At 71.5% G+C, this 23,753-nt stretch carries 22 protein-coding genes and 3 pseudogenes; 13 read left to right on the top strand and 12 right to left on the bottom strand.

Features of this window, described 5'->3' with window-relative positions:
* Nucleotides 1–80 precede the first annotated feature (80 nt).
* Nucleotides 81–581: a MarR family winged helix-turn-helix transcriptional regulator gene (locus ACN9M0_RS37500; RefSeq protein WP_426405108.1), complete on the bottom strand. Its 501-nt coding sequence runs from the start codon at nt 579–581 to the stop codon at nt 81–83.
* A 39-nt stretch (nt 582–620) separates the two neighbouring features.
* On the opposite strand from ACN9M0_RS37500, the gene ACN9M0_RS37495 reads away from it, so the two are divergent.
* The 6 genes from ACN9M0_RS37495 to ACN9M0_RS37470 all read left to right on the top strand — a co-directional run bounded on the left by ACN9M0_RS37495 (nt 621) and on the right by ACN9M0_RS37470 (nt 7,084).
* The gene (locus tag ACN9M0_RS37495; RefSeq protein ID WP_426405107.1) at nt 621–1,892 is read left to right on the top strand and encodes an MFS transporter; all 1,272 of its coding nucleotides are present in this window, start codon (nt 621–623) and stop codon (nt 1,890–1,892) included.
* A 100-nt stretch (nt 1,893–1,992) separates the two neighbouring features.
* A complete protein-coding gene (locus ACN9M0_RS37490; RefSeq protein WP_426405106.1) occupies nt 1,993–3,468 on the top strand; it encodes a hypothetical protein in 1,476 nt (491 codons plus the stop codon).
* A 355-nt stretch (nt 3,469–3,823) separates the two neighbouring features.
* Nucleotides 3,824–4,900: a peptidoglycan-binding protein gene (locus ACN9M0_RS37485; RefSeq protein ID WP_426405105.1), complete on the top strand. Its 1,077-nt coding sequence runs from the start codon at nt 3,824–3,826 to the stop codon at nt 4,898–4,900.
* A gap of 270 nt (nt 4,901–5,170) precedes the next feature.
* Nucleotides 5,171–5,533 (top strand): hypothetical protein, encoded by a 363-nt coding sequence (locus tag ACN9M0_RS37480; protein ID WP_366042179.1) that lies wholly within the window; start codon nt 5,171–5,173, stop codon nt 5,531–5,533.
* 101 nt (nt 5,534–5,634) lie between these two features.
* On the top strand, nt 5,635–6,216 hold the full coding sequence (locus ACN9M0_RS37475; RefSeq protein WP_426405104.1) for a hypothetical protein: 582 nt from the start codon (nt 5,635–5,637) through the stop codon (nt 6,214–6,216).
* A 142-nt stretch (nt 6,217–6,358) separates the two neighbouring features.
* Nucleotides 6,359–7,084, top strand: coding sequence for a Type 1 glutamine amidotransferase-like domain-containing protein (locus ACN9M0_RS37470; protein ID WP_399695035.1), 726 nt, complete (start codon nt 6,359–6,361; stop codon nt 7,082–7,084).
* Here ACN9M0_RS37470 and ACN9M0_RS37465 read toward each other — a convergent pair.
* From ACN9M0_RS37465 to ACN9M0_RS37440, 6 genes are all read right to left on the bottom strand, one after another.
* Nucleotides 7,065–7,670: a hypothetical protein gene (locus ACN9M0_RS37465; RefSeq protein ID WP_426405103.1), complete on the bottom strand. Its 606-nt coding sequence runs from the start codon at nt 7,668–7,670 to the stop codon at nt 7,065–7,067. The two genes, ACN9M0_RS37470 and ACN9M0_RS37465, sit on opposite strands and share 20 nt — an antisense overlap.
* Nucleotides 7,667–9,307 (bottom strand): serine/threonine-protein kinase, encoded by a 1,641-nt coding sequence (locus ACN9M0_RS37460; RefSeq protein WP_426405102.1) that lies wholly within the window; start codon nt 9,305–9,307, stop codon nt 7,667–7,669. Before ACN9M0_RS37460 ends, ACN9M0_RS37465 begins: the two co-directional genes overlap by 4 nt.
* 205 nt (nt 9,308–9,512) lie before the next feature.
* Nucleotides 9,513–10,712: a S8 family peptidase gene (locus tag ACN9M0_RS37455; RefSeq protein WP_366042184.1), complete on the bottom strand. Its 1,200-nt coding sequence runs from the start codon at nt 10,710–10,712 to the stop codon at nt 9,513–9,515.
* 240 nt (nt 10,713–10,952) lie between these two features.
* On the bottom strand, nt 10,953–12,110 hold the full coding sequence (locus ACN9M0_RS37450; RefSeq protein ID WP_426405390.1) for an RNA polymerase sigma factor: 1,158 nt from the start codon (nt 12,108–12,110) through the stop codon (nt 10,953–10,955).
* A gap of 8 nt (nt 12,111–12,118) precedes the next feature.
* The gene (locus ACN9M0_RS37445; protein ID WP_366042189.1) at nt 12,119–12,526 is read right to left on the bottom strand and encodes a YciI family protein; all 408 of its coding nucleotides are present in this window, start codon (nt 12,524–12,526) and stop codon (nt 12,119–12,121) included.
* Nucleotides 12,527–12,666: 140 nt separating this feature from the next.
* Nucleotides 12,667–13,314 (bottom strand): GNAT family N-acetyltransferase, encoded by a 648-nt coding sequence (locus ACN9M0_RS37440; protein ID WP_366042185.1) that lies wholly within the window; start codon nt 13,312–13,314, stop codon nt 12,667–12,669.
* A 202-nt stretch (nt 13,315–13,516) separates the two neighbouring features.
* On the opposite strand from ACN9M0_RS37440, the gene ACN9M0_RS37435 reads away from it, so the two are divergent.
* The gene (locus ACN9M0_RS37435; RefSeq protein WP_366042186.1) at nt 13,517–14,278 is read left to right on the top strand and encodes a MerR family transcriptional regulator; all 762 of its coding nucleotides are present in this window, start codon (nt 13,517–13,519) and stop codon (nt 14,276–14,278) included.
* Between the two features lie 290 nt (nt 14,279–14,568).
* Here ACN9M0_RS37435 and ACN9M0_RS37430 read toward each other — a convergent pair whose 3' ends face one another.
* A complete protein-coding gene (locus ACN9M0_RS37430) occupies nt 14,569–16,671 on the bottom strand; it encodes an AAA family ATPase (protein ID WP_426405101.1) in 2,103 nt (700 codons plus the stop codon).
* Nucleotides 16,672–17,156: 485 nt separating this feature from the next.
* Here ACN9M0_RS37430 and ACN9M0_RS37425 point away from each other — a divergent pair, with 485 nt between their 5' ends.
* Together ACN9M0_RS37425 and ACN9M0_RS37420 are read left to right on the top strand one after the other, a co-directional pair.
* Nucleotides 17,157–18,023, top strand: a complete 867-nt coding sequence (locus ACN9M0_RS37425; RefSeq protein WP_366042906.1) for a terpene synthase family protein — start codon at nt 17,157–17,159, stop codon at nt 18,021–18,023.
* Nucleotides 18,024–18,420: 397 nt separating this feature from the next.
* Nucleotides 18,421–19,038 carry a hypothetical protein gene (locus ACN9M0_RS37420; protein ID WP_366042387.1) on the top strand — a complete coding sequence of 206 codons (618 nt, stop codon included), beginning with the start codon at nt 18,421–18,423 and terminating at the stop codon, nt 19,036–19,038.
* A gap of 45 nt (nt 19,039–19,083) precedes the next feature.
* On the opposite strand, the gene ACN9M0_RS37415 is transcribed toward ACN9M0_RS37420, so the two are convergent.
* Nucleotides 19,084–19,928, bottom strand: a protein-coding gene (locus ACN9M0_RS37415; RefSeq protein WP_426405100.1) for an IS5 family transposase whose coding sequence is annotated in 2 segments (ribosomal slippage) — nt 19,084–19,569 and nt 19,572–19,928 — 843 coding nt in all. Because the reading frame shifts where the segments join, the coding sequence is not laid out codon by codon here.
* 36 nt (nt 19,929–19,964) lie between these two features.
* Nucleotides 19,965–20,255, bottom strand: a complete 291-nt coding sequence (locus ACN9M0_RS37410) for a hypothetical protein (protein ID WP_366042389.1) — start codon at nt 20,253–20,255, stop codon at nt 19,965–19,967.
* Between the two features lie 154 nt (nt 20,256–20,409).
* Here ACN9M0_RS37410 and ACN9M0_RS37405 point away from each other — a divergent pair, with 154 nt between their 5' ends.
* The 3 genes and pseudogenes from ACN9M0_RS37405 to ACN9M0_RS37395 all read left to right on the top strand — a co-directional run bounded on the left by ACN9M0_RS37405 (nt 20,410) and on the right by ACN9M0_RS37395 (nt 22,186).
* Entirely contained in the window at nt 20,410–21,006 is a 597-nt protein-coding gene (locus ACN9M0_RS37405) for a hypothetical protein (protein ID WP_366042390.1), read from the top strand.
* Between the two features lie 39 nt (nt 21,007–21,045).
* A pseudogene (locus ACN9M0_RS37400) lies at nt 21,046–21,327 on the top strand (helix-turn-helix domain-containing protein); the annotation flags it as partial.
* A gap of 39 nt (nt 21,328–21,366) precedes the next feature.
* A pseudogene (locus ACN9M0_RS37395) lies at nt 21,367–22,186 on the top strand (IS5 family transposase).
* Here ACN9M0_RS37395 and ACN9M0_RS37390 read toward each other — a convergent pair.
* Nucleotides 22,176–22,532, bottom strand: coding sequence for a hypothetical protein (locus ACN9M0_RS37390; protein ID WP_426405099.1), 357 nt, complete (start codon nt 22,530–22,532; stop codon nt 22,176–22,178). The pseudogene ACN9M0_RS37395 and the gene ACN9M0_RS37390 overlap by 11 nt on opposite strands.
* A gap of 47 nt (nt 22,533–22,579) precedes the next feature.
* Between ACN9M0_RS37390 and ACN9M0_RS37385 the strand changes: the two are divergent.
* Nucleotides 22,580–23,068, top strand: a pseudogene (locus ACN9M0_RS37385) (transposase); the annotation flags it as partial.
* A 64-nt stretch (nt 23,069–23,132) separates the two neighbouring features.
* Here the strand turns inward: ACN9M0_RS37385 and ACN9M0_RS37380 are convergent.
* Nucleotides 23,133–23,711 (bottom strand): TetR/AcrR family transcriptional regulator, encoded by a 579-nt coding sequence (locus ACN9M0_RS37380; RefSeq protein WP_426405098.1) that lies wholly within the window; start codon nt 23,709–23,711, stop codon nt 23,133–23,135.
* Nucleotides 23,712–23,753 lie beyond the last annotated feature (42 nt).

Genomic DNA, 23,753 nt, shown 5'->3' with positions numbered 1-23,753 from the left:
GACGGGCTGAACGGCTGACACGCTGACGTGCAGACGTGCAGACGTGCAGACGTGCAGACGGTGCTCACCGCTCCGGAGCCTCAGTCGTCGCCCGTCGGCAGCGTGCGGGCGAGCCGTTCCAGCAGGTGCGCCAGCTGCGCCTGCTCGTCCCCGTCGAGCCCGTCGAGGAGCCGGCGCTGGTTGTCCAGGTGGACGGCGATGAGTTCGTCGGTCAGGGCGACGCCTTCGTCGGTGAGGGTGATGAGGCGGCCGCGCGAGTCGGCCTCGTCGACGGTCCTGGCGACCAGGCCGCGGGCTTCGAGCCGGTCGACGCGCTTGGTGATCGCGCCGGTGGTGACGAGGGCGGTACGGCTGAGTTCGCCCGCGGACAGGGCGTACGGCTCGCCGGCCCGGCGCAGCGCGGCGAGCAGGTCGAAGTCGCCGCTGCCCAGGCCGGCGGCGGCGAACGGCGGTCGCAGGCGCTGGTCGAGCGTGTGGGTGAGCCGGAAGAGCCGGCCGATGACGAGCATCGGCGACGCGTCCAGATCGGGGCGCTCGCCCTTCCACTGATCGACGATGACTGCGATGGCGTCGGGCTGCATCCCTTCACTCTATCTTCCACGGATGATAAATTATCTTCCGTGGAAGATACTCGCGTTGTTCAGGTCGCCCCCCAGACCGCGCACCCCTCCGGCACCGGCGTCCCCGCGCGCCGCCGTCTCATCGCCTCCAGCCTCGCCACGTCGATCGGCGACGGCATCTACGTGCCCCTGACCATGCTGTTCATCCATGGACTCACCGGCCTGTCCCTCACGTCGATCGGCACGGGACTCACGGTCGCCGGGCTCAGCGCCCTTGCCTTCATGCCTGCCGCGGGCATCCTCATCGACCGTTTCGGCGGCCGCCGCGTACTCATCGGCGTGCTCGCCCTGCGCGCGATCGGCTTCGCCGCCTACCCGTTCGCCGACTCCTACCCCGCCTTCCTGACGATCGCCCTGGTGGTGGCGGTGGGGATGTGGGCCTCGTCCCCCAGCCAGCAGTCACTCATCGGGGACATCGCCCAAGGCGCCGAGCGCGACCGGCTCCTGGCGTGGGACCGCAGCCTGCGCAACGCCGGAATGGGCTTCGGCAGCCTCGCCGCGGCCGGCATGCTCGCCTGGAACGGAACCGCGGGCTTCATCGTCGCCGCCGAGGCTCTGGCGGCGGTCTTCGCCGTCGCCGCGGTACTCGTCGCCCGGATCCCCCACGTCCGCGGCGTCGCCGAGCGGCCGGACACGCGCGGCGGGTACAAGCAGGTGCTCGCCGACCGGCCGTATCTGCTCATCACCACGGCCAACTTCCTCATCGCCTTCGGCTACACCACCCAGGCCATGGCCCTGCCGGTCTTCCTCACCCGCGACCTCGCCATGCCCGACGCCCTGGCCGGGGCCGTCTTCGCGGTCAACACCGTACTGATCGCCGCACTCGGCGTCCTCGCCGCCCGCCTGACCTCGCGCGGCAGACGCACCCGTACGGCGGCGCTCGGTGCGGCCACCTTCGCACTCTCGTTCGCCGCCTTCGCCGTCCTCCCCCAGCTCGTGCGCGGCGCGGACGCCCTCATCGCCGTCCTGGCGGTCGCCGCGCTCTACACCGCCGGCGAACTCGTCCACTCCGCACCCTCGCAGAGCCTGTCCGTCCAAGCGGCCCCCGACCACCTGCGGGGCCGGTACCTGTCGGTCTACCAGCTGTCCTGGTCGGTCTGCCGCACCATCGCGCCCATGCTCCTGGGATTCCTTCTCGACGCGGGACCGTGGCACCTGTGGACGGTGCTCGCGCTGCTGGTACTGACGGGCGCGGCGATCCTCCTGTACGCGGAGCGGTCGCTCCCGGCACACGCGAACAACACGGGCCACACTCGTACGCTGACGATATGAGGTGGACTCACCGGCCGGCCTTGCTGTTGCATCGTCCCGTGGTCGGCACCCACGAGCGGTGGCGCCGGGATCGACACCGTATTCCGCCGGGGAGGACCGTGTGCGGGACGCACTGCTGGGGCTGGCCGAGAACCCGGCTCTGAGCGGCGACCTGTTCGCCCGGCTCGTGGCATGCGGCGACGAGGACGTTCTGTACGCGCCGGCCACGCGCGAGCGCCTGACGCCCTCGCAGGTCGACGCACTGCTCGCCCTCGGCGATACCCCGCTCACCAGGCATCTGGTGCGGAGCGGGCCGGTGCCGTGGCCCGACGTTCCCGAAGACCATCCGGGACGGACACTCGACGCAGTACTCGGCGGGGTGGCGCCGGGCGCCGTCTGGTGGGAAGCCGCCCGCGATCCCGATCCGGAAACCCGCCAGGAGGTCGGCTGCGAAGACCTCGACGCGCCCGCCGACGTCATCGCCACCCTCGCCCACGACCCGGACCCGCGGGTCGTGGCGAGCGCCGCCGGGAACCCCCGCCTCCCTCCCGTGCTGCTTCCCCGACTCGCCCGCCACCCCAGCACCGTCGTACGAGAGGCCGTCGCCGGCAACGAGAACGCGCCCGCCGCCCTGCTCTCCGCCCTTCTCGCCGACGGCGGTCACCCGGCACCGACCCGCTGCGGCGCCTGCCACCGGCGCGAAGCGGCCTGCCCCGACCACGCTCCCGGCGTCCGGCGCGTCCGGCTGGCGGCGGCCGGTCACCCTGCCGTGCCGCCCGCGGGACTCGCCGCGTTCCTGGACGCTCCCGAGGTCTGGACGGTCACGACGTTCGCGGCCCGCACGGACCTGCCGACCGAATTCCTCGACCGGCTCGCCGCACACCCCACCGCCGACGTCCGCGCCGTGATCGCCGCCAACTCCGCCGTCCCCGAAGCCCTGCTGCGTACCCTCGCCTCCGACCCCGCTCCTGAAGTCCGCCGTGCGATCACCGAGAACCCTGCCGTCCCGCTCGACCTGCTCGTCACCGTCGCCACCCACGAACGGCTGCCCGGCGAGCCGGCGCCCCGCGTCGAATCCGCCACGGAGCTCGAACTCCGCACCCTGGCCTCCAGCCGGGTGGCCCAGGTCAGGGCGCTCGTCGCCGACCGAACCCAACTGCCGGGCGACCTCGTCGAGCGACTCGTCGCCGACCCGGACCCCGGGGTGGCCCGACGGATCGCCGCGCGCCCGGAACTGGCGCCCGATCAGCTCGCCGAACTGGTGGACCGGCACGGTCCGCACGTCTTCAGCTCTGTCGTCGCTCACCCCGACTGCCCCGCCGCCCTGTTGCACCGCATGGTGACGAACCCGGCCACCGGCTGTCGCGTACGGCGGCAGATCGCCCGCCACCCGGCCGCACGCCCCGAGACGCTGCTGCTCTGCCTGGCCGCCGAAGACCCGGACGTACGACGGTACGCGGCCGCCCACCCTGCTCTCCCGGTCCCGGTCCTGGAGTCGCTGATCGCCGGCCCCGACGAGACGCTCGCCGGCGCCGCCGCGGAGAACCCGGGGCTGCCGACGCCGCTGATGGAACGGATCGCCACGCACGCACGGTGAGAGGCGAGCCGCCGGCCTCGTGATGCCGCCGGGTCCTTCCTCCGGGTGAGTCGGTCCTTCAGTGCCCCGCCGTCCGGGCACTCGTACGGGTGAACCCGGGTCGTCCACCAGGGTCGCCGCTCCAGCCGTCCCCGAGTGCGGGGGCGGGCGTGGCCTCGCGGTCGAGGACCCTGCCGGGGCTTCGGGCGGGCGGCATGTGACCGTACGGGAGGGCCGGACGGCCTCGTTACGATCAGCGCCGCTGCCGCCGATGCATCGGCGCCTGCCGTCATGCACAGACCTGACCTGCTGTTATGCCGCCATGCAGGCGGTGCGGAGGCCGGCTGTTCCGCGTGACGACAGGGAGGACACGTACATGGAGCAGGCACAGAGCGCCTCGGCGCAGCTGGCGCGGCTGTTGCGCCGCTGGTGGGAGGAGGCCGGGAGCCCGACCGGTGGCACCCGGCCCACACAACAGGCCCTGGCCGCACGGTTGGGCGTCGATCAGACGACACTGTCGCGCTACCTCAACCCGAAGCACCTCTCGACCGCTCCCCTGAGGGTGGTGGAGACACTGCACACCCAGTTACGTGCTCCGGCGGCGGAACTCGAGGAGGCGCGGGCGCTGTTCCGGGCCGCCCTGCGGGAGAACGGCCGCCAGCGGTCCGCCGACGGCGGCCATGCTCCCTCCGCAACCGCCTCTGCGGCAGGCGACGACCCTCCCGTACCCGACGCGCTCGATGTACCCGACGTACCCGACGAGCTCGACGGGGAACACTCACCTGGCCGAGCCGGCCCGCACGGCCCAGGCGCCACCGGCCGGCAGCGTTCTCCGTGGCTGCGGCCGGTCCTGGTCACGGCGGCCATGGTGCTGGCGTTCACCGCGGGTGTCGTCGTCAACGAACGGCTCTCCGCCCGGGACCGCGAGGCCACGACCGGCGGTACGGCCGGTGCCGTCTCCGCGAGCGAGGCGCCCTACCAGTGGCCCTTGCTGGTCATGGGCGAGGAGGACCAGTTCACCCGCGCCCGCGCCCTGCAGCACCTGCTCAACGCGCACGGCTACAAGGTGCGGGCCGACGGGTTCTTCCGGGAGGACACCCGGGAAGCCGTGATGGACTTCCAGCAGCGGCACGACCTGCCGGTCGACGGCAAGGTGGGCGCGCTGACCTGGCCGGAGCTGGTGAAGGTGATCGGCCACGAGTCAGGGACCTCCGAGGTGCGCGCCGCGCAGGAACTCCTGAACAACGTGGGCCAGGGCGGTACGGCGGTGTCGGGGAGGTTCACCGCGGCCACCGTCCAGGACCTGAGGTTCTTCCAGCGCACGCACCGCCTCGCCGAGACCGGCCGGGTCGACGTGGACACCTGGCTGGCCCTTCTGGTGGAACAGCGCCCTCCCGTCAGGGCACCCGCCTATCAGAGGGGCGCGAGCCCGCTGCCCTCCGCCTCGGTGTGAGGGAGGGGCGGAGAGCGCGCCGCCCGAGCATGCGGTGAGCCTCGGGCAGCCGTCATGCACCGGGACATGACACCAGGTCAGAGCCCTGCCATGCAGGCTGCATCGATGCGCCTCGGCAAGCGGACGGGATCGTCTTCCCGCACCCGGCCGCCCCGGCGATGCTGGTTCGGCGGCCGGCACTCCCGGACGGTCCGCCCCTTCGGCGGGCGACTCGTCCGGGTCCGCATTCCGGTCCGCTTCCTGTCAGCACGCTGCCCGAAGGGGTCCCCCATGTCCGCTGTCCTCAAGACCATCACCTCCGTCGTCTCGGCCTCCGTCCTCGCCGGTGGGCTGGCGCTCGGCACCGCCGGCCCGGCGAGCGCGGCCGCCTGTTCGACCTCCGCGTCCCCGGTGATCGGCGGGGCGTCGGCCGGCTGGTCCATCCGCTGCACGGGCGACCAGCTGACGGTGTCCGGCTGGCTCCAGGACACCCGCGCCGACGGGAAGTGCGCCCTGGTCCGTATCAACGCGAGCAACGGCGTTTCTCGGCGGAAGAGCGCGTGCGGCACCGGGGTCCGGGAGCAGTTCTCCTTCACGTTCAGGGGCGGGTTCGGCGGAGAGAAGAAGGCGGAGGTACGCCTGGCCGTCGCCTGACCGCGCACCGGGGGCGGGCCGCACGGCCCGCCCCGCCCAGCGTCACCCCCAGACATGCGCGGCCTGGGCACCGGGCCGTGCGGAGAGCACGAGGGAAGCACATGAACAGCAACGGACGTCACCTGCGCGGGACCCTGATCGCCGGGGCCTTGGCGACCGTCCTGGCCCTGGCGCCGGGCGCCGCCGCACAGGGGCCCGCCCCGGTACCGACGCCGACCGGTCCGACGACGCTGGTCTTCGACAAGAACCCGGAGGACCCCACCGACTCGCGGCTCCTGGTCTACAAGGGCAGGACCGACAAGCCGTGGGCCGTCTACCGAGCCGGATCGGGCCTCGGCTTCACGGACGACTGCAAGCGGGCCAAGGGCTGGCTGCCGAACGGCAATTGGAAGATCAGGCTCAAGTCCACCACGTACAACGGCAACCTCGTCAAGGGCTACGCCGTCTACCTCCAGGACATGAAGTGCTCCAAGGGCACCCTCACGCGGACGGAGATGCTCATCCACTCCGAGATGAACCGCGACGGCAGCCAGGGCAGCACCGAGGCCCGCCGCTGGGACGGCGCCCGCGACTACAAGTCCAACGGCTGCGTGAAGCTGAGCCCGGACGACATCAAGAAGATGTTCCGCCTCTTCAACCGCGACGGCTTCGGCTGGCCGACCCACCTGCGCGTGGTGTCCTGACGGCGGGAGGGTCGCGGCCCGCACGGGGAAAGCGATGAGCGCCGGAGCCCTCCCGGCTCCGGCACAGCTCTTGCGCCGGCGGTCCGTCCGGCGAAAGGATCAACCCGTCGCATCGTGTCGGAGTTGTGTGAGGAGGCACCCCGTGGCTGCCGTTCCCGAGCGTCGGCTGGCTCTTCTCGGTGGCGGTTTCTCCACCGACGACGACGGTCTGCTGGACGATTGGGTACTCGATCAGGTGCGCACCGCTCGGCCCAGGGTCTGTTTCGTCCCCACGGCGAGTGGTGACGCCCCCGCCTACGTCGAGCGGTTTCTCGCGGCGTATCGGTCGCGCAGCTGTGAGCCCAGCGTCCTCTCCCTCTTCCGCCGCGAACTCGACGACGACGCCCTGCGAACGTTCCTGCTCTCGCAGGACGTCGTGTACGTGGGTGGGGGCAACACCGCGAACCTGCTCGCGGTGTGGCGGGCGCATGGTGTGGACCGCCTGCTGTGCGAGGCGTACGACCGAGGGACCCTGCTCTGCGGGATCAGCGCCGGCGCCAACTGCTGGGCCGACGGCTCGCACACCGACTCCTTCGGGCCGCTGACGCATCTGTCCGACGGACTGGGCCTGCTGCACGGCTCGGTCTGCCCCCACTACGACAGTGAGCCGGGGCGGCGCGCTTCCTACCGGGCGGCCGTGGCGACGGGTGCGCTTCCCGCCGGGTGGGCGGTGGAGGACGGGGTCGGTGCCCTGTTCACGGGCGGTGTGCTGTCGGACGCCGTGAGCCGCGTCCCGGAGGCCCGGCTGTACCGCGTGGAGGCGGGGCCGGGCCGCGACGTCAGGGAACGTGTCCTGTCCTGCCGTCTTCTCACCCGCAGCGGTACGTGAAGGTGCCCTCGGCTGTGTGGGGGGTGGGGGACGTGAGTACCAGGCGAGCCACGGCGCGGTGGGCGCCGGGGCCCTGGAAGGTCCACAGGAGGTGGAGCCGGGCCTCCTTCTGGCCGGCCGACAGCGTCTCGCGCAGGGGGGCGGAGTGGGTGCCGTCGCTGCGTTCCCAGTGGTACGTGAGGGTGCCCGGGCGGCCGTCGGTGCGTACGACGCCCACCACGTTCGCCGTGCCGTCGCAGCCGAGCGTCCCCTCGGGGGCGGTGACCGCGACGTCCCGGACCGAGACCCGGGGGCCGTACTCGCGCCAGGCGAGGAAGGCCAGGACGGCGAGCAGCACCACGGCCGCGGGCGCGTACCGCAGCGGCCACCGCGAGCGGGGCCGGCGGGGTGGCGGGGTGCCGGGCAGGGTGCCGTGCCAGATCTGTGCCGCGGTGGGGGTGTTCTCGGCGCGTCGCGCGGCGGCCGCGGTCACCCCCGGGCCGAAGCGCAGCACTTCGCCCTCCACCCGGTCGGGCGTCGGCTCCGGTGTCGGGCCCTCGAACCAGTGGCTGCCGAGTTCGGTGGCGCTGTAGGCGTCGTCGTTCATGTGATCACACACCGCCTGATGAAGATCTGTTGCAGGGAGCCGCCGTTCGCGGCGGCGGGGTCCGTGGTCGCGCGCACGCCCCAGTAGCAGCCGGCGCCCCCGACCACGTGCGGAAGCGTCAGGGTGTACCGGCCGGCCCCCTCGCGCCGGAGGGTCTCGGAACCGTCCGGCGTGCCCGGCGCGCCCTTCTCGTCGCCGGTGAACCACTCGACGAGGAGTGTCACCGGCCCCGTTCCGTCCGTCGTGATGTCGATGGTGGCCTCGGCTGCCGTCGGCCCGGTCTGGCGCAGGCTCGTGACGGAGACGTCCGTGACCGAGGCGGGCGGCCGCGTCGGGGCCGTGGTGGGCGGGGTCGTCGGTGGCGTGGTGGGTGGGGTGGTGGCGGGTGTGGTGGTGGGCGGGGGCGTCGGATCGGTGGTCGTGGGCACGGGCTCGGTCGTCGTCCCGTACGTCGGGGAGGCCTCGGGGGTGTCCGACGGAGTCGGGGGCTCCTCGGTTGTCGGAGTCGGTGTGGAGGTGGGTGTCGGGGGCGGTGTACTCGTCGGCGACGCGCTCGGGCCCGGTGACGTGTGCGTCGTCGCGAAGGCCTGGGCCGCCACGTCCCCGTCCGCTTCCTCTCCCCCGGCCCGGGCGGCGAGGGCGAGCAGCAGCGCGAGGAGCAGTGCGGCCGCTCCCGCGGGCAGCCCGCGGGGGAAGCGTCGACGGAGGCGTGGCGGCGGTCCGGTCAGGGTCGTCGTGGCGAGCGCGGTCGTGCCCTGGGCCGTACCGCCCGAGGACGGGAACAGGAGCGGCAGGAGGGCGGCGAGCGCGGCGAGCCGGCCTCGTCCCCGCTCCTCCCAGTCCGGTCCGTACGCGGCCGTGGCGACCGACTCCAGTTCGCTGACGAACGCGTCGGCGTTCTCCGGCCGCTCGTGCGGGGCCTTGGCGAGGCCCCGGCGGATGAGCGGGCGCAGCGGCTCCGGGGCCTGTCCGTCGGGTACGGGCGCCTCCAGGTGCTGGAGGGCGAGTTCGGCGAAGTTGTGGCCCGCGAAGGGCTTGTGTCCGGTCAGGCACTCGAAGAAGGTCGCGGTCGCGGCGTAGACGTCGGCCGCGGGCGAGGCGGGAGCGCCGTTCCACTGCTCGGGTGCCATGTACGCGGGTGTCCCGGCGATGCCGGGGCGGCTGTCGCGTCCGGCGGCGATCCCGAAGTCGACCAGTTTGGAGGACCCGTCGGCGGCGACGAGGACGTTCTCCGGCTTGTAGTCGCGGTGGACGACGCCCGCCCGGTGAGCGGCGGCGAGGCCGAGGAGCGAGCCCTTGAGGACCGCGAGGGCGGCCTCGGGGCCGGTCGAGCCCTCCCGGGCGAGGAGGGCGCGCAACGCGACGCCGTCGACCAGCTCCATGACGATGGCCGCACCCTGCGGCGCCTCGACGTACTCGTAGAGCCCCACGACGTGAGGGGTGTCGAGGGTGCCGAGGAGCCGCGCCTCGGAGCGGAATCCGCGGACGAACGTCTCGTCCGAACGGAGGCGCTCGCTGAGGTACTTCACGGCGACCGGCACGCCGGTCGCGTCGTGGGTGGCCAGTGCCACGCGTCCGCTGCCGCCCGCGCCCAGCTCGCGGGTCTCCGTGTATCCCGGGACCACCCATGCGCTCATGCCCGTCCCCCTTCGGCGCCGCGGGAGCCTTCGTCCACAGGGACAGATTCTCGCCACGGCCGGTTCCCGGCGACAGGGGGCATCCTGTGGGCGTGTACGGAGGGAGCCAGCGGACCTGTACGGACGGCTGCCGCTGGGCGCGTACGAAAGGGGATGGCCCCCCACGGTGTGGAGGGCCATCCGGTGTGCGTTCAGGCGGTGCGGGTTACGGCGTCACCTTCAGCAGCTTGTTCGCCGTGCCGGAGGAGGCGTTCTTGATGGCGTCCGGCGTGGCCGCGCCGGTCAGTGCGGCGGCCGTGTCGGCGGGCGTCGCCGACGGGTGGGCCGCCAGGTAGAGCGCCGCGGCGCCCGTCACGTGAGGCGTGGCCATGGACGTCCCGGAGATCGTCTTGGTGCCGGTGTCGCTGTCGTTCCAGTCGGACGTGATGTCCGAGCCGGGGGCGTACAGGTCCACCACCGCGCCGAAGTTGGAGAAGTCCGACTGCTCGTCGTCCTTGGTGCTGGAGGCGACGGTGAGGGCCTCGGGCACCCGGGCCGGCGAGCCCTGGCCGGCGTCGGAGGACTCGTTGCCGGCCGCGACCGCGAAGGTCACGCCGGAGGCGATGGCGCGCTGGACCGCGGCGTCGAGCGCCTCGTCGGCACCGCCGCCCAGGCTCATGTTCGCCACCGAGGGTCCGGAGTGGTTCTTCGTCACCCAGTCGATGCCCGCCACGACCTGCTCGGTGGTGCCGGAGCCGTTGTCGTCGAGCACCCGCACGGCGACGATCTTGGCCTTCTTGGCGACGCCGTGGGAGGTGCCGGCGATGGTTCCCGCGACGTGGGTTCCGTGGCCGTTGCCGTCGTCGGCCGAGTCGTCGTTGTCGACGGCGTCGAAGCCGTGGGTGGCCCGGCCGCCGAAGTCCTGGTGCGAGATCCGGACGCCGGTGTCGATGACGTACGCGGTGACGCCCTCTCCCCCGCCGTCGGGATACGTGTACTTGTCGTCGCCGGCCGTCTCGGTCTGGTCGATCCGGTCCAGACCCCAGGACGGGGGCTTCTCCTGCGTCTCCTTGATGCTGAAGCGCTTGTTCTGGACGACCGTGTCGACGGCCGGGTCGGCGGCGAGCCGCTTGGCCTCCTCGACGGTGAGTCCCGATGCCGAGAAGCCGTTGACCTTCGAGCCGTACGAGCGCTGGAGGGTGCCGCCGTACTTCTTCGCGAGGTCCGCCTTGTTCGCGGATGCGTCGAGGATGACGACGAAGCTGCCGTTGACGGCGCCCGGGGCGCCGAGTCCGTACACGGTCCCTTCGGCCGGGGTGGCTGCCCCGGCGAGATTGCTCGCGAACAGCGCCGCGGTGGCGGCACCGGCCACACCTGTGGCTATGACCGCGTTGCGAAGACCGTGGGATCGCTTGTGAGTTGCCATGAAAGTGGTTCTCTCCTCGTGTTGACGTGTGGGGCGTCAAACGTTCGAGAGAACCCTGTGCGGATTGGCAGGAGCAAATCAAGAGCGAACCAGGGGTAAGGGGTTCTTCAACAAGGTTTCTCAATAGGCTCTCCGCACCGCCTCCACGGTGCACACGCCGTGTCGTGAACTCCTCCGTGAAATAGGCACGTTCGCCGGAGAACCGAGTGAGGTGGGGCCGGGCAGCGAGAAGGTGTCCCGTCAGTGAGCCCGATGGGCGTTGAGGCGGGTGTTGAGCCGCGCGGCCTGACGTGTCAGGTGGTCGCGCTCCAGGATGTCGGTGGCCTTCTTCGCCGCCTCCGCGTACAGATGCGCCGCCGTCGTGAGGTCGCCGGCGCGTTCGTGGAGGTACGCCGCCACAGCCGCGTACCGGGGCAAGGAGTCGTCCAGTTGCGCGAGCGCCGCCAGGCCGGCGCGTGGTCCGTCGGCCTCGCCGACGGCGACCGCCCGGTTGAGCCGGACGACCGGACTGTCCGTCAGGCGCGCGAGTTCGTCGTACCACTCGACGATCTGCACCCAGTCGGTCTCCTCGGCCGTGGGCGCGTCGGCGTGGAGCGCCGCGACGGCGGCCTGCGCCTGGAACTCGCCCAGGCGGTCGCGGGCGAGGGCCGTCTGCAGGATCTCGACGCCCTCGGCGATGGCGCCGGTGTCCCACCGGCCGCGGTCCTGCTCGGCGAGCGGCACCAGACTGCCGTCGGGCGCGGTCCGCGCGGCGCGGCGGGCGTGGTGGAGCAGCATGAGGGCGAGCAGTCCCGCCACTTCGGGGTGGTCGATCGCGGCGGCGAGCTGCCGGGTGAGCCGAATGGCCTCGGCGGCGAGGTCGACGTCACCGGAGTAGCCCTCGTTGAAGACCAGGTAGAGGACGCGCAGCACGGTGGCGACGTCGCCGGGGCGGTCGAACCGGACACCGGAGATCGTGCGCTTGGCCCGGCTGATGCGCTGCGCCATGGTCGCCTCGGGCACCAGGTACGCCCGGGCGATCTGGCGGGTGGTCAGCCCGCCGACGGCGCGCAGGGTGAGCGCGACCGCGGACGACGGCGTCAGTGACGGGTGGGCGCAGAGGAAGTACAGCTGGAGCGTGTCGTCCACCGCGGGGGCGGGCCCGGGCTCCGGCTCCTCCTCCACGAGGTCCTCGCGTCGTCGCCGAGCGGTGTCCGCGCGAGTCGCGTCCAGGAACTTGCGCCAGGCCACCGTGACCAGCCAGCCCTTCGCGTCCCGGGGAGGATCGGCCGGCCAGACGCGGACCGCCTCCACCAGGGCGTCCTGGACGGCGTCCTCGGCCGCCGCGAAGTCGGCTCCGCGGCGGACGAGGACGGCGAGCACGCCCGGGGTGAGGCTCCGGAGCAGGGCCTCGTCCATGGAGGTGGTCACTCCGTGATGGTGGGCGGCGCGGACAGGAACGGGCGCAGCTCCAGCCACTCGTGGATCGGCTTGCCGCCGGCCCCGGGCGCGGCCGAGAGTTCCCCGGCCAGCGCGACGGCGCGCTCGTAGCTGTCCACGTCGATCACCATCCAGCCGGCGATGAGGTCCTTGGTCTCGGCGAACGGGCCGTCGGTGACCGGCGGGCGGCCCTCTCCGTCGTACCGGACCCACGTCCCCTCGGGCGCCAACGCCTGGCCGTCGATGAACTCGCCGGTCTCCTCCAGCCGGGCCGCGAAGTCGTGCATGTACTGCATGTGCGCCGAGATCTCCTCCGGCGTCCATTGGTCCATGGAGACGTCGTTCGCCGGTGCCGGGGCGCCGCGGTAGTGCTTCAGCAGCAGGTACTTCGCCATGGTGTTCTCCTCGGTGCTGGTGCGACCCATTCTGGTCGCTCTCACATCGGGGACGGAGCGGACCACGCGTTCTCGACATCGCCGCCCGAAGTTTTTCGGTACGAGTTCCTCGGCGCCGGAGCGCACGTCGGCGGTGGCTCTTACGGGCGTCCGCCGGAGGCGGCTGACGGTGCCGTCGTGGGCCTGCCCAGGTACCAGACGGGGCCGGGGTCGTCCACGGGCAGCAGCCGGAAGCCGAGACGGTCGTAGAAGGCCCGCGCCGGGGTGTTCGCGCGCACCATGCAGAGGTGCACGGCGGGGACCCCGTGCCGTCGCAGGGCCTCCAGGAGGGTCCGGACGAGGGCGCGGCCGTACCCCCGGCCCTGCCACGCGGGCAGCAGGTCGATGTGGAGGTGGGCCGGGAACCCGGTCAGTTCGTCCCGGACCATCCGTTCCGGCGTGTGCAGCAGCCCGGTCATCTCCTCGGCGGGCGTGCGGGCCGCTCCCGTGGGCGCCGGATACCGGTCCGTCACGCCGGGCAGCCACTCGGTGCGGAAGCGTCCGGCGAAGACCGCCGTGTCCGCGGCGCCGAGGACGTAGCCGACGGCGTTGCCGGCGCCGTCGTCCAGGACGAAGGCGAGGTCGGGTTCCAGCTCGACGTAGGGGTACGCGAAGATCGTCGGCATCAGCTCCGGGTCGGGGTACAGGGACGACGAGTCGCCGCCCTCGTGCGCCGTCCTGACGCAGATGTCACCGAGCGCGGCGCGGTCCGAGGGCCGGTACGGGCGGATGAACGGTTCGGTCGTCACCCGCCGCACCCTGCCAGCTTGGGAGCGCTCCCGCAGGGTTTTCCGCCGGTTGGAAGCCCCGCCGGAACCGGTCCACCGGCGTCTGTCCGCGGGCCGGTAACGTCCCGGACCGTGGGGTTGTAGTTGCCGTTGCGGCAGCTTCTACCGTCCTGACCAGGGCCGGAGAGACCGGCCCTGCGACGCACTCGTGTGGGAGGCGGCGATGGACTGGCCGATCGCGGAGGTCGCCCGGATGTCGGGCGTGACCGCCCGCACCCTGCGGCACTACGACGAGATCGGGCTGCTGCCGCCGGCCCGGATCGGCGCCGGCGGCCACCGCTACTACGGGGAGCAGCAGCTCCTGCGGTTGCAGCAGGTCCTCGTTCTGCGAGCCCTGGGCCTGGGACTGCCCGAGATCGGGCGGATCCTCGCCGAGCAGGTCGACGAGGTGGAGGCCCTGCGCGGCCACCACCGACGGCTGCTCGCCGAACGGGACCGGCTCGACGCCCTGGCCGGCACCGTCTCCCGCACGATCAGCGAACTGGAGCAGTCCAGGAAGGACGGCACATCCATGACCGCGATCAACCGACCCGAGAACCTGTTCGAGGGCGTGCAGCCCGCCCAGTACGAGGAGAGCCTGCGCGACTTCCCCGAGCACGCCGAGGCGGTCGCCCGCCGGGTGACCTCGATGACCCCGCAGGACGTCGAGGCCGGGCAGCGCGAGCGCACGGCCCGGATGGTCCGGCTCGCCGAACTGATGGCCGCGGGCCTGCCGGCCGACGCGGAAGCCGTACAGGCCGAGACGGACGCCCAGTACCGGGCCCTGACGGAACTGCGTACCGTCTCCGTCGAGGAGTACCGGGCCATCGGGCGCTCCTGCGTGGACAACGAGCAGTGGCGCGCGGCGTACGAGGCGATCGCCCCGGGCCTCGCCGCGTACCAGCGCGACGCGATCGAGGCGTACGCCGCGGCCGGGCTGAGCTGAGCTGAGCCGAATCAGACAGCTCACGGAGCGGGGCTGGGCTGACTGGCTGGCTGGCTGGCTGGCTGGCTGGCTGGCTGGCTGGGCCGAACGAGGCGTACGGCGAGTCCGGGCCGAACTGAATCAGGCGTCCGCCGCGTTCAGGCTGAGCTGAACGAGGCGTACGCCGCGTCCGGGGCGGCCCGGGCCGGGACAGGGTCGCCGCTGTGGGGGGACGCCCCCTCGGTGGCGGCCCTTGCCTTCGTGGCCCTTGCCTTCGTGGCCGGCCGGGGCCGTCCTGACTCCGAAGGTGCTCACCTCTGGGCCAGGCTGGCCGCGGCCGGAGGGGTCTGCGCTCCCTCGCGGGGCCCGGGGACATGCGGGCGGGGGTGCCGCATCGACGCGCCGGTCGCCGTCGCTTCGAGGTCCAGGGCGGCAAGGAGAAGGCGCAGGGCACGGCGGGCCTGCGGCGCGTCCAGCCGGGCGTCGAGGTCCGCCAGAGCGCGCCGGGCGCGGTGCCGCGCGCGGCCGGTGCGCCCGGCGCGGTGGTCGGCGAAGGCGCGGGCGTAGTGGGCCAGCGCCGTGGCCCAGGCGTCGTTCGCGCAGTTCGGCTGCGCGAGCGCCCGGCGGGCGGTGCGCGCCGCCGCCCCGGGGGCGTGGTGGGCCTGGACGACGGCCAGGGCGGCCAGGCTCACGGCCGCCGGCGGGCCTCCGGGCGCGCCGCTGGGCGTGGTGTCCGCCGCCTGCCGGTAGTGCTCGGCGGCCGCTGCGGGATCCTGCCGCTGCCACGCCAGGGTTCCGTGCACGTGGGCGATCCGGCCGAGGAGGGCGTCGTCGCCGGCGAGCACGGCCGCCGGCCAGGCGAGGGACAGCAGGTGGTGCGCCCCGCGGGGGTCCCACGCCGCGCTGAGCCAGGCCGCGAGCCATCGGGCCCGGGCCAAGAGCGGGCTGTCGGCGGGCAGTCGGGGCAGCAGTACGTGCAAGTGGGCGCTGCCTTCTCTGGCGTGGTCGTGAACCGCCCACCAGAACCAGAGGTGCAGCAGGATCTCCAGGGCCGTCTCGGCGTGACCGGCCCCGTCCGCGGCGCGATGCACGAGCGAGGTGAGTTCCTCGTGCTCGTCCTGGACGGTCTGGAGCGCCTGTCGTTGGAGGCCCGTGTTCCACAGGGTCTCGGCGACGGCCGCCACACCGCGGAAGTGGACGGCGTGCCGGTCGCGCGTCATCGGCCGCTCGCCCGCCGCCGCGAGCCGTTCCGTACCGAAGTCGCGTGCGGCCCGGGCCATGCGGTAACGGGGCGGGCACACCGCGCCCGGGTCCCCTGGCGTCTGCAGCACGCCCGTGGCGCTCAGCGTCGCCAGGGCGGGGGGCACCTCGTGCGGTGCGAGGTCGGAGCCCGAGCACACGAACACCGCCGCCGCCTCGGTGAAGGGCCCGGCGAAGACGCTGAGCCGGCGCCAGACCTTGCGCTGCGCCGGTTCGCACAGGGCGTGGACGGCGCCGATGGAGGTGCGCAGGGTGCGGTGCCGCAGCAGGAGCGGGGCCGGGTCGGCCAGCCGGCACTGACCGGATTCGAGGTGGGTGGCCAGCTCCTCCATCGTCCACTCCCCGAGCCGGCCCGCTGCCAGTTCGAGGGCCAGGGGTACGCCCTCCAGGAGGTGGCACACCCGGGCCACGGCCGCCGGGTCGTGTTCCTCGCTCCATCCGCGCTCCCGGGCGCGGGAGACCAGGAGTTCCGCGGCGGGGGAAGGTCCCGCCCGGCCCGGTGCCGTCTCCACCGGCAGGGGCTCCAGCCTGATCACCTTCTCGTCGCCCAGCCCGAGGGGCCGCCGCGCGGTGACCAGGACCCGTACCTCGGGCTGGGCCATCAGCAGCGTCTGGACGAGGCCGATGCTTTCCGTGTGCACGGGATCGACATCGTCGAGGAAGAGCAGCATGGCACCGGCCGGACCGGCGTGAGCGGGCGCGGCGCGACCCGTACGAGCCGGATCGGGGTGAGCGGGCACGACGAGGTCCGTACGTGTCGGATCGAGGTGAGCGGGCACGACGAGGTCCGTGCGTACGGGACCGGCGTGAGCGGGCTCGGCGCGGTCCGTACGTACGGGACCGGCGTGAGCGGGCTCGGCGCGGTCCGTGCTGCGTACCGGCTCCCAGGGCAGGCCGGCGCTGCTCAGCGCCCGGGCGACCCGCGCCGTCAACGCCCGGCGCCCCACGGGAATCCCGTCGTGCCACCGCACCCGGACCACCGTCTGCCAGGGGCCGTCGAGGGGTGACGTGACGGCGGCGAGGGCCAGCCGGCTCTTCCCCGTCCCGGCAGCTCCGGTGACGGTGACCAGCCGGTGCCGGGACACGGCGTCCCGAAGCCCGGCGAGCTCCCCGTCACGTCCGACCAGGGCGTGAGCGTCCCGGAAGCAGTCCACGAACCGGGCATCGTGTCCCTCGCCCCGAGTCCACATCTCCGGCACCGCGCACCATCCAGATCTTCGCTCTCGTCACCGACCCACCAAGACCGGGGGTCGACGCAGAACCCGCAGGTCCCGAATGCAGAACCGTCACTGCACCGGGTGTCACGGCAACCCCAACGCGCTCCCCCGCCCACGGTTGCGCGGACACCGGACGAACCACTCCCGACGACGAACGAGGGAACATGCGACCGACACCACGCACCCGTTACCCGGGAGCCGATCCGGAGGCCATTCCTCCGTTGGCTTGAAAGCTATCTGCGTGACGCTCCTGGCAGTTGATGATCAATTCAAGTACTCTTCGATCGCGCCGGGGGTGTTCGGTGATCACCCCCGGATCAGAACTTGGGGGGTTGATGTCCAACGCCGCGTTGCTCGATCTACCGTTCCCGCCTCGCAGCAATCCGCACCAGATGTCCATAGGGCCGCGCCACCAGCGGTGGTTGCTCCACCACGAAGGGCTTGCGGCCACCATCGACCTGCCCGCGTACGGCAGGTGGGACGTACCGCGGCTCGCCGCCTTCACCAGCCCCGACGTCGCCGCGGACGACCTCGTCCTCGCCGCGGACCTGCTCAGCTTCTACTTCCTCTTCGACGACCGGTTCGACTCCGACCTCGGCCGGGCGCCCGCCCAAGTGGCCGAGATATGCACCCGCCTGACGGGCCTTCTGCACGGGGACGGCCCCGCGCCCGACGTCCGTACCCCCGTCGAGCAGGCCTTCGCCGACCTCTGGGAGCGCAGCGTCCGCGGCATGTCGGCCCGGTGGCGCGCCCGGTCCGCCTACAACTGGGAGTGGTACTTCGCGTGCCACCCCGCCGAGGCCGCCGGCCGGCTCTCCGGCCGACTCCCGGACCGGGAGGGCTATCTGGCGCTCCGCCGGGGCACGGCCGCCATGGAGACGCTCTTCGACATGGTCGAGCGGCTCAACCGGTTCGAACTGCCGCAGGAGATCCTGCACCACCCGGCCTTCCGACGGATGCGCCAACTGGCCGCCGATATACCCTCGTTCACCAACGACGTGCACTCGTACGCCCAGGAACTCGCGCGGGGTGACGTCGCCAACCTGGTGATGATCGTCCGCGAGGAACGCGGCGGGACCCCCGAGGAGGCGGCCGTCCAGGTGATGCGCGAGGCGCAGATGATGGTCGACCGTTTCGTGGAGCTGTCGTCCGAAGTCCCGGAGATCTGCGACGTCCTCGGCCTCACCCCGGCCGGACGCGAGGCGGCCCGCCGGTACGTCGACGGCCTCGCCGCCTGGATCGCCGGCTACCACCGCTGGGAGATAGACACGGGCCGCTACGACCACTGAGTCGCACTCCTCCGCCATCACCCGCGTACCGCCCCGCCATCGGGAGCGGACGAGGCGGGTCTGCACGGCGGGGGGGACGCCTCGTCATGCCCGGCCTCGGGGGGATGAGGACGACCTTGCCGAGGTCACGGCGGGACTCGACCGGCTGACCCGGGCGCACGAGGCGTAGCGCCGCGCTAGGCCGTTTCGTTCGGATTACATGCCGTCGGCTTCGGTCACAACCGTGTACACCGGGACCGCGGTCGGAGCCGCGGTTCATGCACTGGCAGGAAGGCCCCGTCTGGGTGCAGCGCGCCGCTCCTCTCCGCAGGCCCCTCTGGCCAGGCAGCCCACATGTGCGCAGGTCGTCGATCCGGTGCAGACGAAATCAGTTGACGGCGTCGGCAGAATGCCTGGCATGGGTACAGACATAAGCGGCTTCCTCGAATATCGGGCGCCGCGGGACAATCAGGAGCCGACCTGGTACACCGCACACGACCTCAGCTCCCTTTACGGGGGCCGTGACTACGACGCTTTCGGTTGCCTCTTTGGGGTCCGCAACTACGCGAACTTCCGTCCCTTGGCCGCATACCGGGGTCTGCCCGCCGATGCCTCGGCCGCTGCGACTGCGCGGTTCGCCCAGCTGACCGAGTGGTACGGCGAGGATGGCTTTCACGGCACCACGTGGATCACGTGGGCCGAGGTGAAGGCCGTCGACTGGGACGAGCCCGCCGAAAAGCCCGACAGCCGGCTTCACGAGTACCGCCAGACCCCGAGCGGGCTCAGGATGACAGGCAAAGCCTCCTGGAGTCGCGCATTCGCCGAAGCTGTCGGTCTCAGAGCGGGCGAGGTACGGGAGTGGCCCGAAGGAAGTGAGTGGCTCGTTCGGGACACGCTCTACAGATCAGTCATCATCCGCCGCAGAGATGCGGTCTCCGAAACCGGCGAGTGGCAACCTGTTTGGAAAGCCATGAAGGAACTCGCAGCACAGCATGGGGATGGCAACGTGCGCCTCGTCGTGTGGTTCGATGACTGAGCAGGACACTGCGATCGCGCATCGCCGCTGGGCGCCCCTTCCGGATCATCTCGCCGACCAGAGAAAGATGCCCGCGACGTGCAGTCCGACCAGGTAGATGGCCGCTGACTTCTCATAGCGGGTGGCGATCCCGCGCCACTGTTTCAAGCGGTTGATGCAACGTTCGACGGTGTTGCGCTGCTTGTATGCCTCGCGGTCGAAGGCGGGCGGTCTGCCACCCCTGCTGCCGCGTCGCAGACGGTGGCCGCGTTGATCGGCTGGAACGGGGATGACCGCGCGGATGCCTCGCCGCCGAAGGTGTTCACGGATGGCCCGTGACGAATACGCCTTGCCGGCCAACCCGGCCACTGGCCGGGTCCGAGGTCGTCCACGCCTTCGCGGAACTCGCAGGCGGGCCATCACGTCAGCGAAGGCAGGTGCATCACCGGCCTGTCCGGCAGTGAGGTGGAAGGCCAGGGGCCGGCAGTTGCCGTCGGCCACGAGATGGATCTTCGTGGTCAGCCCGCCGCGGGATCGCCCGATGGCGTGGTCGTCCGGCTCACCAACCGGGGCCCCTTTTTACGGGCCCCGGCCGCGTGCTGGTGGGCCCGCACAATCGTGGATTCCACCGAGACGACCCAGTTCAGCTCCTCGTCGACGTCCGCCTGGGCCAGAAGCGCGGTGAACACCCGCTCCCAAGTACCGTCGACGGACCACATCCGCAGCCGGTTGTATACACCCCGCCAGTTGCCGTACTTCTCCGGCAGCCGCATCCACTGTGCCCCGGTCTGAAACTTCCAGGCGATGGCGTCGATGACCTCTCGGTGGTCCCGCCACCGGCCACCCCGCTTCGGCGCCCGGTCCGGAAGCAACGGCTCGATCCGCGCCCACTGCGCGTCAGTCAACGGCACACCCGGACAAACGATCAGACGATCTGGAAGAAGCGGCTACACACAGCCGGCGCCATCGGCCCTGCCGACAGATGTCCACCAGGCGATCAATCGGCCGGCCATTGCGTCTGGCCTCAGGCCCAGTGGGTCGAGACCGAAGTGATCCTCCAGCTCGTACCGCAGGAACTCCCCGATTTCCGCCTGGTCGGCGCCACCACGGAGGCGCTGGAGCAAAGGGGCGAGCATGCAGTCGTACTCGTCCTGCACGTCGTCACCGACGCCGATCGGATCCCACTCATTGAGCAGGTGCCGCAGGTCGTTCTCAGTGACGTCGGTTCCAGATCCCATCGCTCCAGGGTGCCACCCGAGAACCACCACCATCACTCACCCCCACCTTGATCCAAACGAAACCGCCTAAGGGCTGTCCCGCAATGACCTGGAGGCTCGAGTCAGGGCTCGAAAAGATGTGATGCCGTGCACGCAGCGTGTGTACGGTGCCGGAGTGATCGACTTTGATGGCGCTTGGTTGGGTGCGGAGGCCGCGCGGCGGTTGGCGGAGGCGGACTGCTGTGAGATAGCTCCAGGGCTCACGGAGGAAGAGTTCAGCCGGATCGAGGCGACCTATGAGCTCGAGTTCTCCCCGGAGCATCGTGCTTTTCTAGCGGCAGGGCTGCCGGTCGCTTCACCTCCCGAGGAAGGCGCGACGTGGCAGCAGCCCTGGCCCGACTGGCGTCACGCTGATGAAGACGACCTGCGCCATCGGCTGGAGTGGCCGGTACGAGAAATGCTGGGCGACGTCGCTCATGGCAGCTGGCATCCGGCCCTGGGAGCGCGTCCCACCTCCAAGGAAGAGGCTCTGGAGGTGGCCCGAGCGGTACTTGCACGAGCGCCACGACTCGTTCCCGTCTACGCGCACCGCTTCATACCCGCAGGTCGTGACACTCCGGGACATCCGGTCCTATCGGTGTGGGGAACCGACATCATCTGCTACGGCCACGATCTGGCCGACTACATCGACCGCGAGTTCGGCGAGATCGACGAGGACGCGCCCTGGAATCCGCAGGCATCCGTCCCGCTCTGGAAGGACTTCCTCGGCTGAGATTGCCCCCGGCTGATGCCGATGTAAATGATCTCTGTCGTGCCTGGTGTGATCACGGCCTCGGAGCCGTCCTGGATAGTCCCGTTCACCGGTGTGGCTCCGCGCCAGTTCAACCGGGTGGTGCGTGCGCTGCGGCGCGAAGGCGCCGACATCGCTCGGCGCGGCCGGCCGTGGGGGATTCCGCTGGAAGACCGGTTGCTCCTGGTGGCCGCGTACTGGCGCACCAACCTGACACTGCGCCAGCTCGCACCGCTCTTCGGCGTCTCGAAGTCCGCGGCCGGCCGCATCGTCGGCCACCTCGGCCCCCGGCTCGCGCTTAAGACGTCGTTTCTTATGGCGTGATCGCTCGTTGAACCGTGCATGACGGATCTCGTTGAGCGGCTGGTGCCGGACGAGTTGTGGGTGCTGTTCAGGCGTGTAGTACCGCCCACGCTGGTGATACGTCCGCAGGGCGGTGGTCGGCGCCGGGCAGGTGACCGCGAGGCACTGGCCGCGATCATCTTCGTGGCGACCTCGGGCTGCACCTGGCGGCAGCTGCCGCCGGTGTTCGGCCCGGCCTGGCCCACGGTCTACCGTCGGTTCGCCCAGTGGAGCCGGGACCGGGTCTGGGCCCGGCTCTACCGCGTGATCCTCGACGAACTCGGAGCGCGAGGCGAGCTGGACTGGTCGCGGTGCGCGATCGACTCGGTCAGCCTGCGGGCCGCAAAAGGGGGCCACTGACGGGACCGAATCCGACCGATCGCGGCAAACTGGGATCGAAGATTCACCTCATCACTGACAGGAACGGGGTGCCGCTGTCGCTGGCATCTCCGGGGCGAACATGCATGACAGCCAGGGCCTGGAGCCGCTCGTTCGCGGCATCCCACCGATCCGCTCCCGACGAGGCCCACGCCGTCGGCGCCCGGCAAAGCTGCATGCCGACAAGGGTTACGACTACGACCACCTGCGCCGATGGCTCCGCCGACGGGGAATCCGCCACCGCATCGCCCGCAAGGGCGTCGAGTCCTCACAGCGGCTGGGCCGGCATCGCTGGGTGGTTGAGAGAACCGTGTCCTGGCTGGCAGGCTGCCGCCGGTTGCACCGCCGCTACGAACGCAAGGCGGAGCACTTCCTGGCCTTCGTCGGCATAGCCGCATCCCTGATTGGCTACCGGCGATTGATCACGCCGCTCAGGGCCTGAGTCGGTCCTGCTGCACGTCGAAACAGATCAGCCCCATCTTGTCCGCCAAGACTGCTGCGTAGGCCGACGCTTCCTCGGCCCTGCTCCAGCCCATCCCGAAGTAGATGAGCGGACCGCTTGCGCCGCTGATCAGCGGCCCGACTGACCAGGGCGAGGTCCCTTCTTCATCCTCGGTGATGTCGCACCACCGCTCAAGAAGCGTGGTCACGTAGGCCGCGATGAGTTCGGACGGAGACTCCAGGTCCTCACCGTCGAGGTAGCGGTCATACAGGTCGCTGAAGACCTGGCCGGCGGTCTTGTCATCCGCCGGCCTCTCGCCTTCCCAGACAGCCAGGTCGTAGCTCATGACCGGAGACTCTCATGCCGCTCTGACAGCCATAAGAAACGACGTCTAAGCCCCGCAGACGGTTCCGCAAGGACACCGTGCTCATCGTGGACGGAACCCTGGTCCCCACCCGCGACCACACGGTGGCCGAGCGCCAAGAACTACCGGTACTCCACCAATCACCAGGTCGTCATCGACGCCGACACCCGGCGCGTCGTCGTGGTCGGCCAACCGTTGCCCGGCAACCGCAACGACTGCAAGGCATGGGCACTGTCCGGAGCCGAGGAGGCCGTCGGCCGCACCACCGTCATCGCCGACGGTGGCTACCAAGGCACCGGCGTGATCATCCCGCACGTCGCGAACGCGGGCAGAGCGAACTGCCGGCCTGGAAGGAAGAACACAAATATTCCCACCGCCAGGTCCGCGCCCGCGTCGAGCACGCCTTCGCCCGCATGAAGACCTGGAAGATCCTCCGCGACTGCCGCTTGAAGGGCGACGGCGTCCATCACGCGATGAGAGGAATCGCCCACCTGCACAACCTCGCACTCGGCTGTTAGGCGAGCCGAGCGGACAGCAGCCGATCACGGCCCTACTGACTCGAAGATCTTTACGGGACAAGCCTTAGGCGAGGCCGAGGCCGGAGTCGATGATGTGCTCCGCCAGGTCGCGGGACGCGGCGGCGGGTTCGATGTCGGGGCGGGTCGCGCCTGCGGCGAGGAGGCCGTCGACGAGGATGAGCAGCTGGTCGGCGGCGAAGCCGGGCCGGGCGTGCCCGAGGGCGACGAACTCCTCCGCGAACAGGCCGTGGACGCTCCGCCGGTACTCCCGGGTGACCTCGTGGCCGGGGTGCTCCGGGTCCGTGAGCGTGAGGTCGGCGGCGAGGTACCGGCACCCGTGGAAGTCCGGGTCGGCGGCGACGCGGCCCAGCCGGTCGACGACCGCGAGCAGCCGGGCCCGGGGGTCGTCTCCCGCGGCGTCCATGGTGGAGCGGTAGCGCTCCACATCCTCGGCGGTGCTGCGGCGCAGCACCTCGGCGATGAGGCCGTCCTTGCCGCCGAAGTGCTCGTACAGCGAGCGGCGGGCGACACCGGCCTCCTTGAGCAGGGCGTCCACGCCGACGCCGACACCCTGGGCGTAAGTCAACTCCTGGGCGGCGAGGAGGAGTCGCTCGCGGGGGCCCGGCTTCACGGATGTGGTCATGACGCAATTCTGCAGCACTTGACACGGTAGATCAACCGGTCT

It is taken from the genome of Streptomyces sp. R-07 (assembly GCF_049913175.1).
GTDB lineage: Bacteria > Actinomycetota > Actinomycetes > Streptomycetales > Streptomycetaceae > Streptomyces.
Note: the sequence above shows the minus strand (reverse complement) of the source record. Positions and strands in the feature narration are given on the sequence as shown.

Coding starts and splice junctions, on each gene's coding strand:
- ACN9M0_RS37500 (WP_426405108.1), bottom strand. CDS start 581: ATGCAGCCCGACGCCATCGCAGTCATCGTCGATCAGTGGAAGGGCGAG.
- ACN9M0_RS37485 (WP_426405105.1), top strand. CDS start 3,824: ATGGAGCAGGCACAGAGCGCCTCGGCGCAGCTGGCGCGGCTGTTGCGC.
- ACN9M0_RS37480 (WP_366042179.1), top strand. CDS start 5,171: ATGTCCGCTGTCCTCAAGACCATCACCTCCGTCGTCTCGGCCTCCGTC.
- ACN9M0_RS37475 (WP_426405104.1), top strand. CDS start 5,635: ATGAACAGCAACGGACGTCACCTGCGCGGGACCCTGATCGCCGGGGCC.
- ACN9M0_RS37465 (WP_426405103.1), bottom strand. CDS start 7,670: ATGAACGACGACGCCTACAGCGCCACCGAACTCGGCAGCCACTGGTTC.
- ACN9M0_RS37460 (WP_426405102.1), bottom strand. CDS start 9,307: ATGAGCGCATGGGTGGTCCCGGGATACACGGAGACCCGCGAGCTGGGC.
- ACN9M0_RS37455 (WP_366042184.1), bottom strand. CDS start 10,712: ATGGCAACTCACAAGCGATCCCACGGTCTTCGCAACGCGGTCATAGCC.
- ACN9M0_RS37450 (WP_426405390.1), bottom strand. CDS start 12,110: ATGGACGAGGCCCTGCTCCGGAGCCTCACCCCGGGCGTGCTCGCCGTC.
- ACN9M0_RS37445 (WP_366042189.1), bottom strand. CDS start 12,526: ATGGCGAAGTACCTGCTGCTGAAGCACTACCGCGGCGCCCCGGCACCG.
- ACN9M0_RS37435 (WP_366042186.1), top strand. CDS start 13,517: ATGGACTGGCCGATCGCGGAGGTCGCCCGGATGTCGGGCGTGACCGCC.
- ACN9M0_RS37420 (WP_366042387.1), top strand. CDS start 18,421: ATGGGTACAGACATAAGCGGCTTCCTCGAATATCGGGCGCCGCGGGAC.
- ACN9M0_RS37410 (WP_366042389.1), bottom strand. CDS start 20,255: ATGGGATCTGGAACCGACGTCACTGAGAACGACCTGCGGCACCTGCTC.
- ACN9M0_RS37390 (WP_426405099.1), bottom strand. CDS start 22,532: ATGAGCTACGACCTGGCTGTCTGGGAAGGCGAGAGGCCGGCGGATGAC.
- ACN9M0_RS37380 (WP_426405098.1), bottom strand. CDS start 23,711: ATGACCACATCCGTGAAGCCGGGCCCCCGCGAGCGACTCCTCCTCGCC.